This window comes from Microbacterium sp. YJN-G, assembly GCF_015040615.1.
GTDB lineage: Bacteria > Actinomycetota > Actinomycetes > Actinomycetales > Microbacteriaceae > Microbacterium.
In genome coordinates this window covers 1,491,304-1,505,954 of the sequence record NZ_CP060402.1, presented here as the reverse complement: position 1 = coordinate 1,505,954, position 14,651 = coordinate 1,491,304, and the positions used below count along the sequence as shown (strand labels likewise).

Here is a 14,651-nt window from a genome sequence, read left to right as displayed (position 1 = left end):
CTACGAGCGCGCACCTGACCGGGGGTCTCAAAGGCTGCGTCAGTGCGACGCCCGCGCGTACACGTCGGCGATCACGCCCAGGACGGCGTCGACGTCGGCGTCGGACGAGGTGCGCCCGAGCGTGAAGCGCAGGGCGCTGCGGGCGTCCTGCTCACTGCGTCCCATCGCCATGACGACGTGCGAGGGCTCGGCGACGCCCGCCTGGCACGCGGAGCCGGTGGATGCCGCAATGCCGGCCATGTCGAGCAGGAACAGCAGGCTCTCCCCCACAGCTCCCGGGAAGAGCAGGTGCGCGTTTCCGGGCAGCCGGCGCACCGGGTCGCCGAGCAGCTCGGCCTCGGGGACGGCCCGCAGGATGCCGTCGACGAGCCGGTCGCGCAACGCGGACAGCCGCGCGTTCTCGGCATCCTGCTCGCTGGCGGCGGCCGCCAGTGCCGCCGCGAACGCCGCAGCCCCCGCGACGTCCTGGGTGCCCGCGCGCAGGCCGCGCTGCTGGGCGCCGCCGTGCAGCAGCGGTGCCATCCGCGCCGAGCGGGCGACGACGAGGGCGCCGGTGCCGACCGGCGCTCCGATCTTGTGGCCGGCCACGCTCAGCGCGACCAGGCCTGCAGCGGGCGGCGCATCACCGCGCAGCATCCGGAAAGACAGCGGCAGGTGCCCCCACGCCGCCACCGCATCCAGGTGCAGGGGCACCCCCGCCTCCGCCGCGGCCCGCGACAGCCCCGCCGCGTCGTTGACGGTGCCGGCCTCGTTGTTCGCGATCAGCGCGGTGGCCAGTGCGGCCTCCTCCAGAGACTCCGTGAACACCGCCGGCTCGATCCGCGCCTGTGCGTCGACCGGCACTGCGCGGATGACGGCTCCGTCGGCGGCGAGAGCGGCGACCGTGTCCATCGTGGCGTGATGCTCGGCGTCCGGCAGGACGATCGCCGTCGTTCCCTGCGCACGCGCGCGCCACAGGCCGTGCAGCGCCGTGTTGATCGACTCGGTCCCGCCCGAGGTGAAGACGACTTCGATGGGGTCGCAGGCGAGTGACGCGGCGGCGCTCTCGCGGGATTCCTCGAGCACCCGCCGGGCATCCTGGCCAGCGCCGTGCGTCGACGAGGCGTTGCCGACGACCTCGCCGGCCCGCAGCCACGCCGCACGAGCCTCGTGGCGCAGCGGGGAGGTCGCCGCATGATCGAGGTAGAAGCGCATGCTCCCATTCTCCCCCGCACCCGGCTTCCGGTACTCGATCGCAAGCCGGCGGGACCGGGGCTCACAAACGGCGGCACCGGGATTCAACCTCATGCACCTTCGGCGTTTAGGCTGTTCTCCATGCCCGACCCGACCACACCGCCGCTCGGTGGTCCCGCCCTCGACGACCTCGGCATCCGCCTGCACGACGGCGTCGGCACGCTGCGGGTGTGGTCGCGCAACGCGGCCTCGATGCAGCTGGTCATCTTCGACGCGGACGACCTCGACTGGGAGACCGCGCAGGTGCCGCTCGAACGGCGGCCAGGCGGCGTCTGGGAGGTCACCACCGACCTGCTGCAGCCAGGTACCCGGTACGCGCTGCGCGTGGACGGCCCGCACGGCCCCGGCCACGTGTTCAACCCCGAGACCCTACTGCTCGACCCGTACGCCCGCGGACTCGCGCAGGGCGAGGGATACGAGGAATGGCGCTCGGTCGTCATCGAGGACGGCTTCGACTGGGGCGGGATCGCCAAGCCGCGGATCCCGCTCGATCGCACCGTCATCTACGAGGGTCACATCAAGGGGCTCACCAAACGGCACCCCGGGGTCACCCCGGCCCTGCACGGCACCTACGCGGGCCTCGCGCATCCAGCGATGATCGAGTACTTCCACTCGATCGGCGTCACCTCCATCGAACTGCTGCCGGTCCACGCGTTCGTGACCGAGCCGCGCCTGCTCGATCGCGGCCTCACCAACTACTGGGGCTACAACACGCTGAACTTCTTCACCCCGCACACTGCCTACGCCAGCGAGGCCGCCCGAAAGGGCGGGCCCGAGGCCGTGCTCGCCGAGTTCAAGGGCATGGTGCGGCTGCTGCACGAGGCGGGCCTGGAGGTCATCCTCGACGTGGTCTACAACCACACCAGCGAGGAGGGCCGCGGCGGACCCGCCTCCAGCCTGCGCGGGATCGACAACGCCTCGTATTACCGCCAGCAGCCCGACGGCACCTACATCGACACGACGGGGGTCGGCAACACGCTGAACACCGCCACGGATGCCGCCGCCCGGCTGGTGCTCGATTCGCTGCGGTACTGGGCCAACGACATGCAGATCGACGGCTTCCGGTTCGATCTCGCCACCGCCCTCGGACGGGATGCGAACCACGAGTACGACCGCGAGCATCCGCTGCTGACCGCGATCAGGGAGGATCCCGCCCTGCAGGACGTGAAGATCATCGCCGAACCGTGGGATGTGGGACTGGGCGGCTGGCAGACCGGCAACTTCCCCGCCGGATGGAGCGAGTGGAACGACCGCTACCGCGACCGGGTGCGCAACTTCTGGCTGAGCGACATCGACTACGCGCGCCGGGCATCCACCCCGGTGGGCATCGGCGGCTTCGCCAACCGGCTGGCCGGGTCGGCGAAGACCTACAGTGACGACCGCGGCCCGCTGGCGAGCATCAACTTCGTCACCGCGCACGACGGGTTCACGCTGCACGACCTCGTCTCGTACGATTTCAAGCACAACGAGGCCAACGGCGAGAACAACCACGACGGCGCCGACATGAATCGCTCGTTCAACCACGGCGCCGAGGGGCCGACGGACGACCCTGCCGTGCTGACCGTTCGCCGCAAGGCGATGCGAAACCTCATGGGCACGCTGCTGCTCTCGGCCGGCATCCCGATGATCACGGCCGGCGACGAGTTCGGGCGCACGCAGCGCGGCAACAACAACGCCTACTGCCAGGACTCGACCCTGACCTGGCTGAACTGGGATCACGAGCCCTGGCAGAAGGACCTCACCTCCCACGTCGCCCTGCTCACCCGGCTGCGCGCCGAGAATCCCGCTCTGCGTCCGAGCCGCTTCGCGCGTCTGGGCGAACACGTGCCCGAGGCATCTGTCATGGACTGGTTCGACCAGGACGGCGGCACCATGGAGGTCGAGCAGTGGACCGACGCCGCGCACCGCACGCTGCAGTACGTGGCCGCCAGCGTTCCCGAGAACGGCGAGACCAACCGCATCCTGCTCATCGTGCACGGCACCGAGGCGCCGATCGACGTGCGACTGCCCGAGTCGATCGAGGGTGCCACGGCCTTCGTGCAGCTCTGGTCGAGCGCCGACGAGACCCCGTCGGACGAACAGCGGAGGTACGCGCCCGGCGACGTGCTGCCCGTGCAGGGCACCTCGATGCGCCTGTTCCGCGTGGAGTGAGTGACCCCGCGGCGGGGTATGGAACGCCACCGGGGCGCGGTACATTCAAGGTGTGGCTGCACACACCGCTCACGGACCCGCGGGGCTGACGAGCTCCGCCTGGATTCCTCTGCGGCCTGCCGCGGACACCGCATCCGACCCGGCCGTCCTCACCGGGCGCATTCCGCTCTTCGAGCCGGCGCCGAACGTCCCGCACGGCCACCCGGCCAAGGCGTTCGCCGGTGAGGTGGTGCCGTTCCGGGTGGTCTCGTTCCGCGAGGGGCACGACCGCATCGGGGTGCACCTGAGGCTCGTCGACCCCGCCGGGACCGAGTCGCTGCATCGCCTGACGGCGATGGCCGACGGCACCGACCGCTGGCAGGTCGACGTCGCACCCGCGACGACCGGCGAATGGAAGTACCGGTTCGAGGGCTTCGCCGATGACTTCGCCACCTGGGCGCACGCAGCGGCGGTGAAGGCCGAGGCCGGCGTCGACATCGCCGTGATGAGTGCGCTCGGCGTGGATCTGCTCGCCACGGCCGCAGCGGAGAAGGACCGCCCGTCCGCTGATCGGACGATGCTGCGTGCCGCCTCGAAGCGGCTGAAGAACGCGGATGCCGCCGATCTCGCCGCGGTGGCCACGGATGCCGCTGTGGCGGCCGCGCTCGCCGTCCGGCCCGTCTCCTCCCTCGGCTCGGTCACGTCGTGGCTCACCCTGCGCGTGGAGCGCGAGCGCGCAGGGGTCGGTGCCTGGTACGAGTTCTTCCCCCGCTCGGAGGGCGCCGTGCGACGCAAGGACGGCACCGTGCGCAGCGGAACCTTCCGCAGCGCCGCCAAGCGGCTGCCCGGGGTGGCAGGCATGGGGTTCGACGTGCTCTACCTCGTGCCGATCCACCCGATCGGGGCGACCAACCGCAAGGGACGCAACAACACCCTCGTGACCGAACCGGGCGACCCCGGGTCGCCGTACGCGATCGGAGCGGCCGACGGCGGCCACGATGCGATCCACGCGGACCTCGGCACCGAGAAGGACTTCCGCGCCTTCGTGCGCGCCGCACAGAAGGAGGGCCTCGAGGTCGCCCTCGATCTCGCCCTGCAGGCCTCTCCCGACCATCCGTGGGTGCGCGAGCATCCGGAGTGGTTCACGACCCTTCCCGACGGCACGATCGCCTACGCCGAGAACCCGCCGAAGAAGTATCAGGACATCTACCCGCTGAACTTCGACAACGATCCCGAGGGCATCTACGCGGAGATGCGGCGCGTGGTCATGCACTGGGTGGGGCTGGGTGTGAAGATCTTCCGCGTCGACAACCCGCACACCAAGCCGCTGCAGTTCTGGGAGTGGCTCATCGCAGAGGTCAACGCGGCCGACCCCGACGTGATCTTCCTCGCCGAGGCGTTCACACGGCCGGCGATCATGCGGGCGCTCGCCGCGGTGGGGTTCCAGCAGAGCTACTCGTACTTCACCTGGCGCAACACGAAGGCCGAGCTCGAGGAGTTCCTCACCGACGTCTCGCAGGAGACCGCGGACTACATGCGGCCGAACCTGTTCGTGAACACGCACGACATCCTCACCGAGTACCTGCAGTTCGGCGGCAGGGCGGCGTACCGCATCCGCGCCTGCATCGCCGCGACCGCGGGCCCGGTCTGGGGTGTGTACGCGGGCTACGAGCTGATCGAGAACGTGGCCAGGCCCGGCTCCGAGGAGAACATCGACAACGAGAAGTACGAATACAAGTTCCGCGACTGGGACGGGGCCGAGCAGCGCGGCGAATCGCTCGCCCCGCTGCTGCGCCGGCTCAACGACATCCGCCGCGTCCACCCGGCCCTGCGGCAGCTGCGGAACATCTCGTTCCACTGGAGCGACGACGACGCGGTGCTGGTCTATTCGAAGCACCTCGACGCCGCCTTCACCGGCACCGGAGAAGCGGACACCCTCATCGTCGTCGTGAACCTCGACCCGCACTCCGTGCGGGAGACCACCGTGCATCTCGACACGCGCATCTGGGGTGTCGAGCCCGGCGATGCGTTCGAGGTGGAGGATCTGCTCACCGGTTCCGAATGGACGTGGACGGACCACAACTATGTGCGGCTCGACGCCTTCGCCGAGCCAGTGCACATCCTCAAGGTGAAGGAGCGATCATGAGCTACATCGAGGACGTCTCCCTGTCGCGCGAGTGGCAGAAGGCCGCCAGCGGAGAGCATCACGACCCGCACATGCTTCTCGGCGCGCATCCGCATACGGATGCCGTCGGACGCACCGTCACCGTGATCCGCACCCGCCGTCCGCTTGCCGAATCGGTCACCGCCGTGTTCGCCGACGGCGACCGCATCAGCCTCGAGCACGTCGCGCACGGCATCTGGGAGGGCCGGCATGCCGGCCCGCCGGTGCCGTATCGGCTCGCCACCGTGTACAGCGGTGAGAACGAACACCTCGCCGGCGACCCGTACCGGCACCTCCCCGCCGTCGGCGAACTGGATCTGCACCTCATCGGCGAGGGCAGGCACGAGCGGCTGTGGCAGGTGCTGGGCGCGCACCCGCGTGTGCTCGACGGCGACACCGGAGTCGATTTCGCAGTGTGGGCCCCGAACGCGCAGGCGGTGCGCGTGTGCGGCGACTGGAACGACTGGAACGGTGAGGGGCACGCCATGCGCTCGATGGGCGCGAGCGGCATCTGGGAGCTGTTCATCCCCGACGTCGCCGTGGGCAGCCGCTACAAGTTCGAGCTGCTCACTCCCGACGGGAAGTGGATCCTCAAGGCCGACCCGATGGCGCAGGCAGCGGAGGTCCCGCCGGCCACGGCATCCGTCGTCACCCTCAGCGCCTACCGCTGGAGCGACGCAGCCTGGCTCACTCGCCGGGCCGCCACCCACACGGTCGCCCACCCGATGTCGGTGTACGAGGTGCACCTCGGCTCCTGGCGAGGAGGCCTCGGCTACCGCGAAGCCGCGGACCCGCTGATCGAGCACGTGCAGGAACTCGGGTTCACCCACGTCGAGTTCATGCCGCTGGCGGAGCATCCGTTCGGCGGCTCGTGGGGATACCAGGTCACCGGCTACTACGCGCCCACCAGCCGATACGGCTCCCCCGACGATCTGCGCTACCTGATCGACCGGCTGCACCAGGCCGGTATCGGCGTGATCCTCGACTGGGTGCCGGGGCACTTCCCCCGCGACGAGTTCGCGCTGGCGCGGTTCGACGGCGCCCCGCTGTACGAGCACGCCGACCCCCGTCGCGGTGAGCATCAGGACTGGGGCACGCTGATCTTCGACTACGGGCGCACCGAGGTGCGCAACTTCCTCGTGGCGAACGCGCTGTACTGGTTCAGCGAGTTCCACGTCGACGGTCTGCGCGTCGACGCGGTGGCCTCGATGCTGTATCTGGACTACTCGCGCGGTGACGGCGAGTGGGAGCCGAACATCCACGGCGGGCGCGAGAACCTCGAGGCGATCCGCTTCCTGCAGGAGGTCAACGCCACCGCGTACCGCCTGCACAAGGGCATCGTCATGATCGCCGAGGAGTCCACGGCGTTCCCCGGGGTGACCGCTCCGACGGATCGCGCCGGTCTCGGCTTCGGCTTCAAGTGGAACATGGGGTGGATGAACGACTCCCTGGTCTACATCAAGCGCGACCCGGTGCATCGAGCGCACCACGAGGGCGAGATCACCTTCTCGTTCGTGTACGGCTTCGGTGAGAACTACATGCTGCCGATCAGCCATGACGAGGTCGTGCACGGCAAGGGCAGTCTGATCGCGCGGATGCCGGGCGATCACCACCACAAGCTCGCGAACGTCCGTGCGTACCTCGGCTACATGTGGGGCCACCCGGGCAAGAAGTTGCTGTTCATGGGCCAGGAGTTCGGGCAGATCGGGGAATGGTCGGTCGACCGCGAACTGGACTGGTGGCTGCTCGACCAGCCCGCGCACGCGCAGCTGCAGCACTTCGTCGGTGCCCTCAACGAGGTCTACCGGCGGCAGGCGCCGCTGTGGGAGCGCGACAACGACAGCTCATCGTTCACGAGGCTGGGCGGTCCCACGTGGGATCCGAGTGTCGTCGCGTTCGAGCGCCGCGACGCCCACGGCGGGCGCCTGGTGGTCGTGACCAACTTCGCCGGCGTCACGCGCACCGGCTACCGCCTGGCGCTGTCGGAGGAGGGTGCCTGGCAGGAGGTCCTCAACACGGATGCCGCGGACTACGGCGGCAGCGACACCGGCAACCTCGGCATGGTCGAGGCCCATCGGGAGACGGATGACGCGCCGGCGATCGCCGTGATGACCCTGCCCGCGCTGTCGACGATCTGGTTCCGGCACCAGCCGGATCCGCACGTCCCGACGCCGAGCCGGTACTGATCCACGTCCGGCCGCGCCGCGCGTCGCCGACGCGACGTGCGGAGCGGCGGTCGCGTCAGAAGAGCAGTGAGGCGAGGCGCGTGCGCGCGGACGCGACACGCGGGTCGGCCGGCCCGATCAGGTCGAACAGCTCGACGAGCCGTTCCCGCACCCGGGTGCGCTCGTCCGTGGCCGTGGCGGCGAAGAGGTCGAGCAGCCGACCGAACGCGTCGTCGACATGACCGCCGGCGAGATCGAGGTCGGCGACCTGGAATTGGGCGTCGATGTCGCCCGGTGCCGCGGCCGCTGCCGCCCGCACCTGCTGCAGGTCGAGGCCCTGCACGCGATCGAGCAGCCGCACCTGTCCGAGGCCGGCCTTGGCATCCTCGTCGCGCGGGTTCTCGGCCAGCGCCTTCTCGTAGGCGACGATCGCGCGGGCGTAGTCGCCCGCCTCGATGGCCTCGAAAGCCTCGGCGTGCAGCGGCGGGAGGGGGGCCTCCTGCGGTTCGGCGTCGGTGGCCTCCTGGGCGCCGTCGACGGGAACCGCACCGGTGATGCCGTTCTGCGCCGCGACCTCGAGCAGGCGTGCGAAGACCTCGCGCACCTGCTCCTCGGGAACGGCGCCGGTGAACATCGGCACGGGCTGACCACCGATCAGGGCGACGACCATCGGGATCGACTGCGCGCGGAACGCCTGCGCGATCTGCGGGTTGGCGTCGACGTCGACCTTGGCGAGCACGACACGGCCGTTCTGCTCGCGGGTCACCTTCTCGATGATCGGGCTGAGCTGCTTGCACGGCCCGCACCACTCGGCCCACAGGTCGACGACGACCGGCACGGAGCGCGACAGCTCGACGATCTCACCGAAGGTCGCATCCGTGACGTCGACGACCACTCCCCCGGACCCACCGGCGGCCGGCGCGGCTGCGCCGGTGGCGGGAGCGGATGCCGGCTGAGCAGAGCGTCCGCGCAGCGAGGACAGGTCGACGGCGCCGCGCAGCGCGGCAGCAGAGATCTCGGTCACTTGATCACCTTCGCGTTGAGGATGTCCTGGTGGTAGGCCAGCAGCCGGATCTGCTCGTTGGAGCCCTGCGCGGGCACCGCGAAGAACAGCTGCAGACCGTAGGTCGTCGTGATGCCCTTGGCTGCCTCGGAGACCCCGGTGAGGGCCTTCGCCTCGGCGTTGTTGCCGAAACGGATCACGGCGTCGGCGTTCGTGGGCGTGATCGTCTCGGTGTCGAGCAGACTCACGGTCACCACCGCGCCGCTGTCGAGGGTCGCCATGGATAGCGGCTCGTAGTCACTGGCGACCATGTCGAAGCTCGCCTTCGAGGTCGTCGACGCGTTGCTGTCCGCCAGCCCCTGCACGACGGCGGCACGGCTGTCGCGCACCGACTGCGCGAACTTCTGCGCGCCCTCGTCGAAGCTCCCGGCGAACTCGCTCTTGTCTCCGGCGTCGACGAAGTCGGCGAAGGCGTCGGCCAGTTGCGCCGGCGGCAGCGACAGGAAGGCGGACTCGGCGGGCACGCGCGTCGTTCCGAGCCAGGCGGGTGCGACATCGGGGAACTCCCCGGCTGCGGGCATCACGCCGATGTCGGAGACGCGGTAGTTCGACCACGGATCCTGCTGGGTCATGGTGAGCAGCACCGGCGGAATGGTCTCGTCGCTCTCGGAGACGGTCAGTGCGAGCACCGTGCGCGGCCATCCCGAGGCCGCCTCGGGAAGGGTGATGTTCACCTTCTCGAGGGGCGAGACCAACGCGCCCTCGCGCTCTGCGATCTTGCCGCGCAGCGTGTACTCGGTCTGCCTGGTCGTCAGAGCGATGCCCGAGAGCCGAGTCTCCGCCAGCGCCGCATCCAGCTCGGCATCCGCCGTCTCGAGGGTGGAGCGGATCTCGCCGATGATCCGCTGACCCTGCTTCTCGGTGACGACCGGCTGCTTCTGGTTCTCGGGGGCGACCACACTCGGCGTCGGCGTCGGCGTCGGCGACTCCCCGCCGAACTCCGGCCACGAGTCCGACGTGCATCCGGTGACCAGCGCGGCGGTGACCGCCAGGGCCGGGACGGCCAGCCCCAGACGACGGCGCAGCGCGGCGCGCGGGGCGCGACCAGGGCGGTCCGGGCCGGATGGGGCATCCGGTCCGGATGGGGCACTCGGTCCGGCTTCGGCATCCGGGGCGCTCTCGGCATCCGTGTCGGCGGCGAGCTGCTTCTGCTCCGGCAGGCTGATCGGCTGGGTCTCCGGCAGCGGGCCGGGGCCCTTGCGGCGGGGTCCGCGACCGCGGCGCTGATAGCGGATGGCCAGCACGTACAGCACGAGGCCGGCCAGGAGCAGCACGGCTCCGGCGACCATCAGCGGACCGGCCCACGGCGTGCGGGTGTCGAGCGCCCACGAGACGAGGATGTCGTCGGGCGCGGCCTCGACGCCGTCACGGGAGATCAGGACGCTGTTCCCCTTCGGCAGCTGCAGCTTCGCGACAACGGAGTCCTCCTCGGCGAACGAGTCCAGCCACAGGTCGGAGCCCACCGGCGAGCGGCCCGAGGTCTCCCCGCCGTCGGCCGGCGGCTGCGCGGCCGCGACGCGCTCGGCGACAGGCTCGCCCTCCTTGTCCAGGGACACGTGGTCGAAGGCGGTGTCGGACAGCCATGCCCGCATGTCGTCGGTGCGGCCGTACGCGACGAAGATGTCGCCCTCGCCCCGCACCAGCAGGGTCTGCAGCCCGTCGTGGGCGCGCAGCACCTCGGCATCCACGAGCACGTACGGTGACGGCTCGTCGACCGTGAGCTCCATGCGCTGGTCTGACGGCCCCATGAAGATGGTTCGCTGGGCGATCCCGGTTCCGATGAGAACCGTGGCCAGCACCAAGGCCACGATGGCCCACACGAAACGCACGAATCAACTCCTTACGTGACCTCGGGCGCCCGCCCGGGTCTCCGCTCGACGTTTCAGACTATCGAAACCACCTGTGCATTGCCCACGAGCAGCCGCCGAGCGTCGAACCACTCCCCGCACGTCGCGCCGGGTTCCGGGGTGACGGGCCATTAGGCTTGCTCGCAGCCGACCAGGAGAGCCATGAAGATCCACAGTCCCTTCCGCACCGCGCTGGTGGCCACGCTGGGCGTCGGCCTCGGGGTCGTGCTGCTCACCAGCGTGCAGTCGCTGTCGACGGTGATGCTCTACATCGGCACGGCGCTGTTCCTGAGCCTGGGCCTCGATCCGCTCGTGACCTTCCTCGAGCAGCGCGGACTCCCCCGCTGGGCGGCGGTGCTGGTCACGATCCTCGGCGTGCTGGGCGTGTTCACCGTGATCATCCTGATCGTGCTCCCCGTCGTGATCGAGCAGATCACGCAGCTGGTATCGCAGATCACCCTCCTCATCACCAACTGGGAGACGACCGTCCAGAACCTGAAGGACTGGATGACGGACACGTTCCCCAACCTGCGCGTGGACGAGGTCTTCGACTACGTCGAGAACTGGATGCTGGAGGAGGACTGGGCCAAGAACCTCACGGAGTGGACCGGGTCGATCGGCCAGGGCTTCCTCGCGCTGGGCGGGGCCGTACTCGCGGGTGTGTTCGGTGCGTTCATCGTGCTCGTCCTGACCATCTACCTGACGGCCTCGACGCCTTCCCTCAAGCGCGCGGTCTACCAGCTGGTGCCCGCCTCCCGGCGGGAGCGCTTCATCGACATCGCCGACCAGATCACCGACTCCGTCGGGCACTACGTCATGGGACAGGTCACGCTCGGCGTGATCAACGGCGTGCTGAGCTTCATCTATCTGTCGATCATCGGGGCGCCGTTCACCGCCGTGCTCGCCGTCATCGCCTTCTTCTTCTCGCTGATCCCGCTCGTGGGCACGCTCACGGGTTCGACGATCATCGTGCTCGCCTGCCTGCTGCCCGGCGTCGGCTCACCTGCCACAGCCCTCGCCGCGGCGATCTACTACCTGATCTACATGCAGGTCGAGGCGTACTTCGTCGCGCCGCGCATCATGAGCCGGGCGGTGGCGGTCCCCGGTGCCGTGGTCGTGATCGCCGCGCTGTCTGGCGGCGCGCTGCTCGGTCTGCTCGGGGCGCTCATCGCGATCCCGGTCGCCGCGAGCATCCTGATCATCTACCGCCAGGTGCTTATCCCACGGATGAACGAGCGCTGAGGCCTGCGCTCAGGCGATCCGCCAGCAGTGCGTGTGCCAGTGCCGCCGCGCGGCGAGGTCGGCCTGCTCCCCCATCACGCCGTCGGCGCGCCACACGACCACGTGCGCAGTGGACGGTGCGATGGCGCCGCCGCATCCGGGGCAGACGTACTCCTTGACGGACTGGGCCGCCGAAACGGGCTGCACCGTCCACTCCCTGCCGCGGCGCGACTCGGTGCGCTTCCAGCCCGCGATCAGCCGGTCGAGGGATTCGTCCGAGTGAGAGCGTTCAGGGCGGGAGCGCTCAGGGCGCCGCCGGTGGGATCGTGCCATGCTGCAGGCTTACCACCAGTGGTTGCGGGTCCAGAACGCGTAGGCGCCCGCCCAGCTTCCGTAACGGCCGGTGGCGTAGTTGTTGGCCCAGCCGAGGTTGACGACCGGGTCGTACGCGTTCGGGAGCTTGGAGCAGGGGTACACCTGCACGAGCCCGCAGGCACCCGAGGAGCGGTTGGTCGCGTTGGGGTTCCAGCCGCTCTCCTTGGAGACGATGTAGTCGACGTACGCCCAGTCGCTCTGGGCGATGCCCGCGGCTGCCATCCACTGCTCCTTGGAACCTCCGCCGGAGTAGCGCGGCGCCCCCACCGAGCCGGAGCTCGCCGTCGCGGGCTTCGGCTTGGGCTTGGGCTTCGGCTTGACGTACACCTCGTACGAGCCGCGCTCGACGGGCTCGATCTTCGCGCCCTCGACGGTCACGGTGATGTTCTGGGTCTCCTCGGCGGCCAGCGAGAACGCGGTGACCGGTGCGTCCGTCGAACTCGGATCGGCGGCGGCGATACCGGCCGGCGCGAGCATGGCTGCGGAGAATCCGACGACGGTGAGGCCGGCGGCCGCGGCACTGAGCCGGCGTCGCCAGGGCTTCCGCCCCGTTGCGCGCGGCGCTTCGGGGCGCGGCACGATCGAGGTCATGTCGTCATCGGGAGTCACGATGGCCACAGTCTACGCAGAAGACTCTGAGACATCCATGAGAACCACCGGAGTGCGTCGATTCAGCGCACAGCGAGCATGACGTCGACGGTCGCGTCGAGCAGGGCATCCACCTGCTCCTCGCGGTACCCGCCGCGCTGCATGCGGAACGCCGCGCCGCGCACCTGGTCGACGGTCAGTGCGTCGCCGTCGCGCAGGAAGGCCGAGATGCGCTCGGCGACGTGGTCGACCTCGTCGACGCGGTAGCCGAACGTCAGCCGGCCGGTGCGGCCGAAGCGGTGATGGGCCGGGCGGCCGAGGTGATCGAGGATCTCCTGCGCCTCCGAACGCGCCCGGGTGACCCACGCGTCCACCCCGACCGAGCGCAGCGCCCGCTCACGGGCACGGGCGGCGAAGGCGTCCTCCACCCGCCCGAGTGCCGCATCGACGGCGGCGATCTCGTATCCACCGCGCACCAGCGGGAAGGATGCGCTGCGCACCTCGTCGGCACCGAAGTCTGACCGCTCGTCCTCGAACGCGGCACGAGCCGCCTCGAGGAACGTGTCGACCGCCGCGCGGTGGTAGCCGCGCTCGCGACCCGCGGTCAGCGGGAATGCGGCGGCGGCCTGCCGCCCGTTCTCGAGCGCGTCAAGTCCTGCGTCGGCCATCATGATCCAATCCACGGAGCGAGCAGGAACGAGAGCGCGAGAGCCGGCACGGTGGAGGGCAGGATGCTGTCGAGCCGATCGAGGATGCCGCCGTGGCCAGGCAGCCACGAACTCATGTCCTTGATGCCCAGATCGCGCTTGAGCATCGACTCCCCGAGGTCGCCGAGGGTCGCGGAGAGGAGGATCGACGCTCCGAGGATGAGACCGCCCCACCAGGTCAGGTGCAGCAGGAAGATCGCGAGCAGCACACCGAGACCGAGTGCCCCGGCGACGGCACCGGCGAAGCCCTCCCAGGTCTTCTTCGGGCTGATGCGCGGGGCCATCGGGTGCTTGCCGAAGGCGAGGCCCGCCGCGTACGCGCAGGTGTCGGCGGCGACGGCGATGGCGATGAACGACAGCACCCACCACTCGCCCTCGTCACGGTTGAGCAGGACGATCGCCAGCGAGGTGAGGAACGGCACGTACACCTGCACGAAGGCGCCGACGAGGATGTCGCCGAGCACAGCGCCGTAGGTGCGGCCGTCCTTCGCGATCATCTGCGCGACCATGCGCCACACGGTGACGAACGCCACGCCGACGATCAGCAGCACCCAGCTGAGCCAGAACCCACCGGATGCCGCCGCCAGCAGCACGCTCGCCGCGGCGATGAGCTGTGGGACGACGTCGATGCGGCGCCCACCGCCACGCAGTGCGCGCGAGAGCTCGTACGTGCCGAGCAGTCCTGCCGCCAGGGCGAACACCAGGAAGAGCCATTTGACGAACAGCAGCGACGCCACCAGCGCCCCGCCGATCGCGACGCCGATGACGATCGCGAGGATCAGATCACGACCGGTGCGCTGCTTGATGCGCTCGTTCGCCTGGTCGAAGTGGTCGCGCGCCTGATTGACGTGCGTCTCGAACTGGTCTCTCGCCTGGTTCACATGCGACTCGATCTCGCCGCGCCTGGCGCGCCACTGATCGCGGATCGCGGCGTGGTCGCCCGTACTGGTCCGCGGCTCGTGCGACGCCGCAGCGGACGCCTGCCTCGAGCGCCGGGTCGGCGCGGGCGGCTGAGGGCGCGGCGGCGCCTGGGACGGATCGAAGTGCGGGAAGGCCTGATCGCTCAACGGAGTCGGAACGCCGGGGACACTCCCCCCGACCCGCGGCACGCCGCGGACCGGGGTCTGGACGTCCTCAGCGTCGGGCGCCGCAGCGTCC

Annotated in this window: 11 protein-coding genes; 4 read left to right on the top strand and 7 right to left on the bottom strand. The window is 70.0% G+C overall.

Annotation, left to right across the window (positions count from 1 at the left end; all coding sequences use genetic code 11):
- Positions 1–39: 39 nt before the first annotated feature.
- On the bottom strand, positions 40–1,194 hold the full coding sequence (locus tag H7694_RS07060) for a cysteine desulfurase family protein (RefSeq protein ID WP_193598807.1): 1,155 nt from the start codon (positions 1,192–1,194) through the stop codon (positions 40–42).
- Positions 1,195–1,314: 120 nt separating this feature from the next.
- Here H7694_RS07060 and glgX point away from each other — a divergent pair, with 120 nt between their 5' ends.
- Genes glgX through glgB form a run of 3 tightly spaced genes read left to right on the top strand, consistent with a single transcriptional unit; the run spans position 1,315 to position 7,713 of the window.
- A complete protein-coding gene (glgX, locus tag H7694_RS07055; protein WP_193598806.1) occupies positions 1,315–3,384 on the top strand; it encodes a glycogen debranching protein GlgX in 2,070 nt (689 codons plus the stop codon).
- A 52-nt stretch (positions 3,385–3,436) separates the two neighbouring features.
- Entirely contained in the window at positions 3,437–5,509 is a 2,073-nt protein-coding gene (locus H7694_RS07050; RefSeq protein WP_193598805.1) for an alpha-1,4-glucan--maltose-1-phosphate maltosyltransferase, read from the top strand.
- Complete coding sequence (gene glgB, locus H7694_RS07045; protein WP_193598804.1) at positions 5,506–7,713, top strand: 1,4-alpha-glucan branching protein GlgB; 2,208 nt, start codon at positions 5,506–5,508, stop codon at positions 7,711–7,713. The genes H7694_RS07050 and glgB overlap by 4 nt, the downstream gene beginning before the upstream one ends.
- A 55-nt stretch (positions 7,714–7,768) precedes the next feature.
- Here the strand turns inward: glgB and H7694_RS07040 are convergent, their stop codons facing one another.
- Complete coding sequence (locus tag H7694_RS07040) at positions 7,769–8,716, bottom strand: tetratricopeptide repeat protein (RefSeq protein ID WP_193598803.1); 948 nt, start codon at positions 8,714–8,716, stop codon at positions 7,769–7,771.
- Positions 8,713–10,584: a glycosyl transferase gene (locus H7694_RS07035; RefSeq protein WP_193598802.1), complete on the bottom strand. Its 1,872-nt coding sequence runs from the start codon at positions 10,582–10,584 to the stop codon at positions 8,713–8,715. Before H7694_RS07035 ends, H7694_RS07040 begins: the two co-directional genes overlap by 4 nt.
- A gap of 180 nt (positions 10,585–10,764) precedes the next feature.
- Here H7694_RS07035 and H7694_RS07030 point away from each other — a divergent pair, with 180 nt between their 5' ends.
- On the top strand, positions 10,765–11,844 hold the full coding sequence (locus H7694_RS07030) for an AI-2E family transporter (protein WP_193598801.1): 1,080 nt from the start codon (positions 10,765–10,767) through the stop codon (positions 11,842–11,844).
- A 9-nt stretch (positions 11,845–11,853) separates the two neighbouring features.
- Here H7694_RS07030 and H7694_RS07025 read toward each other — a convergent pair whose 3' ends face one another.
- From H7694_RS07025 to H7694_RS07010, 4 genes are all read right to left on the bottom strand, one after another.
- A complete protein-coding gene (locus H7694_RS07025; protein ID WP_193598800.1) occupies positions 11,854–12,156 on the bottom strand; it encodes a hypothetical protein in 303 nt (100 codons plus the stop codon).
- Between the two features lie 9 nt (positions 12,157–12,165).
- Positions 12,166–12,807, bottom strand: a complete 642-nt coding sequence (locus tag H7694_RS07020) for a transglycosylase SLT domain-containing protein (RefSeq protein ID WP_227468333.1) — start codon at positions 12,805–12,807, stop codon at positions 12,166–12,168.
- Positions 12,808–12,869: 62 nt separating this feature from the next.
- Positions 12,870–13,457 (bottom strand): DivIVA domain-containing protein, encoded by a 588-nt coding sequence (locus H7694_RS07015; protein WP_227468332.1) that lies wholly within the window; start codon positions 13,455–13,457, stop codon positions 12,870–12,872.
- On the bottom strand, positions 13,454–14,374 hold the full coding sequence (locus H7694_RS07010; protein ID WP_227468331.1) for a phosphatidate cytidylyltransferase: 921 nt from the start codon (positions 14,372–14,374) through the stop codon (positions 13,454–13,456). Before H7694_RS07010 ends, H7694_RS07015 begins: the two co-directional genes overlap by 4 nt.
- Positions 14,375–14,651: the final 277 nt, after the last annotated feature.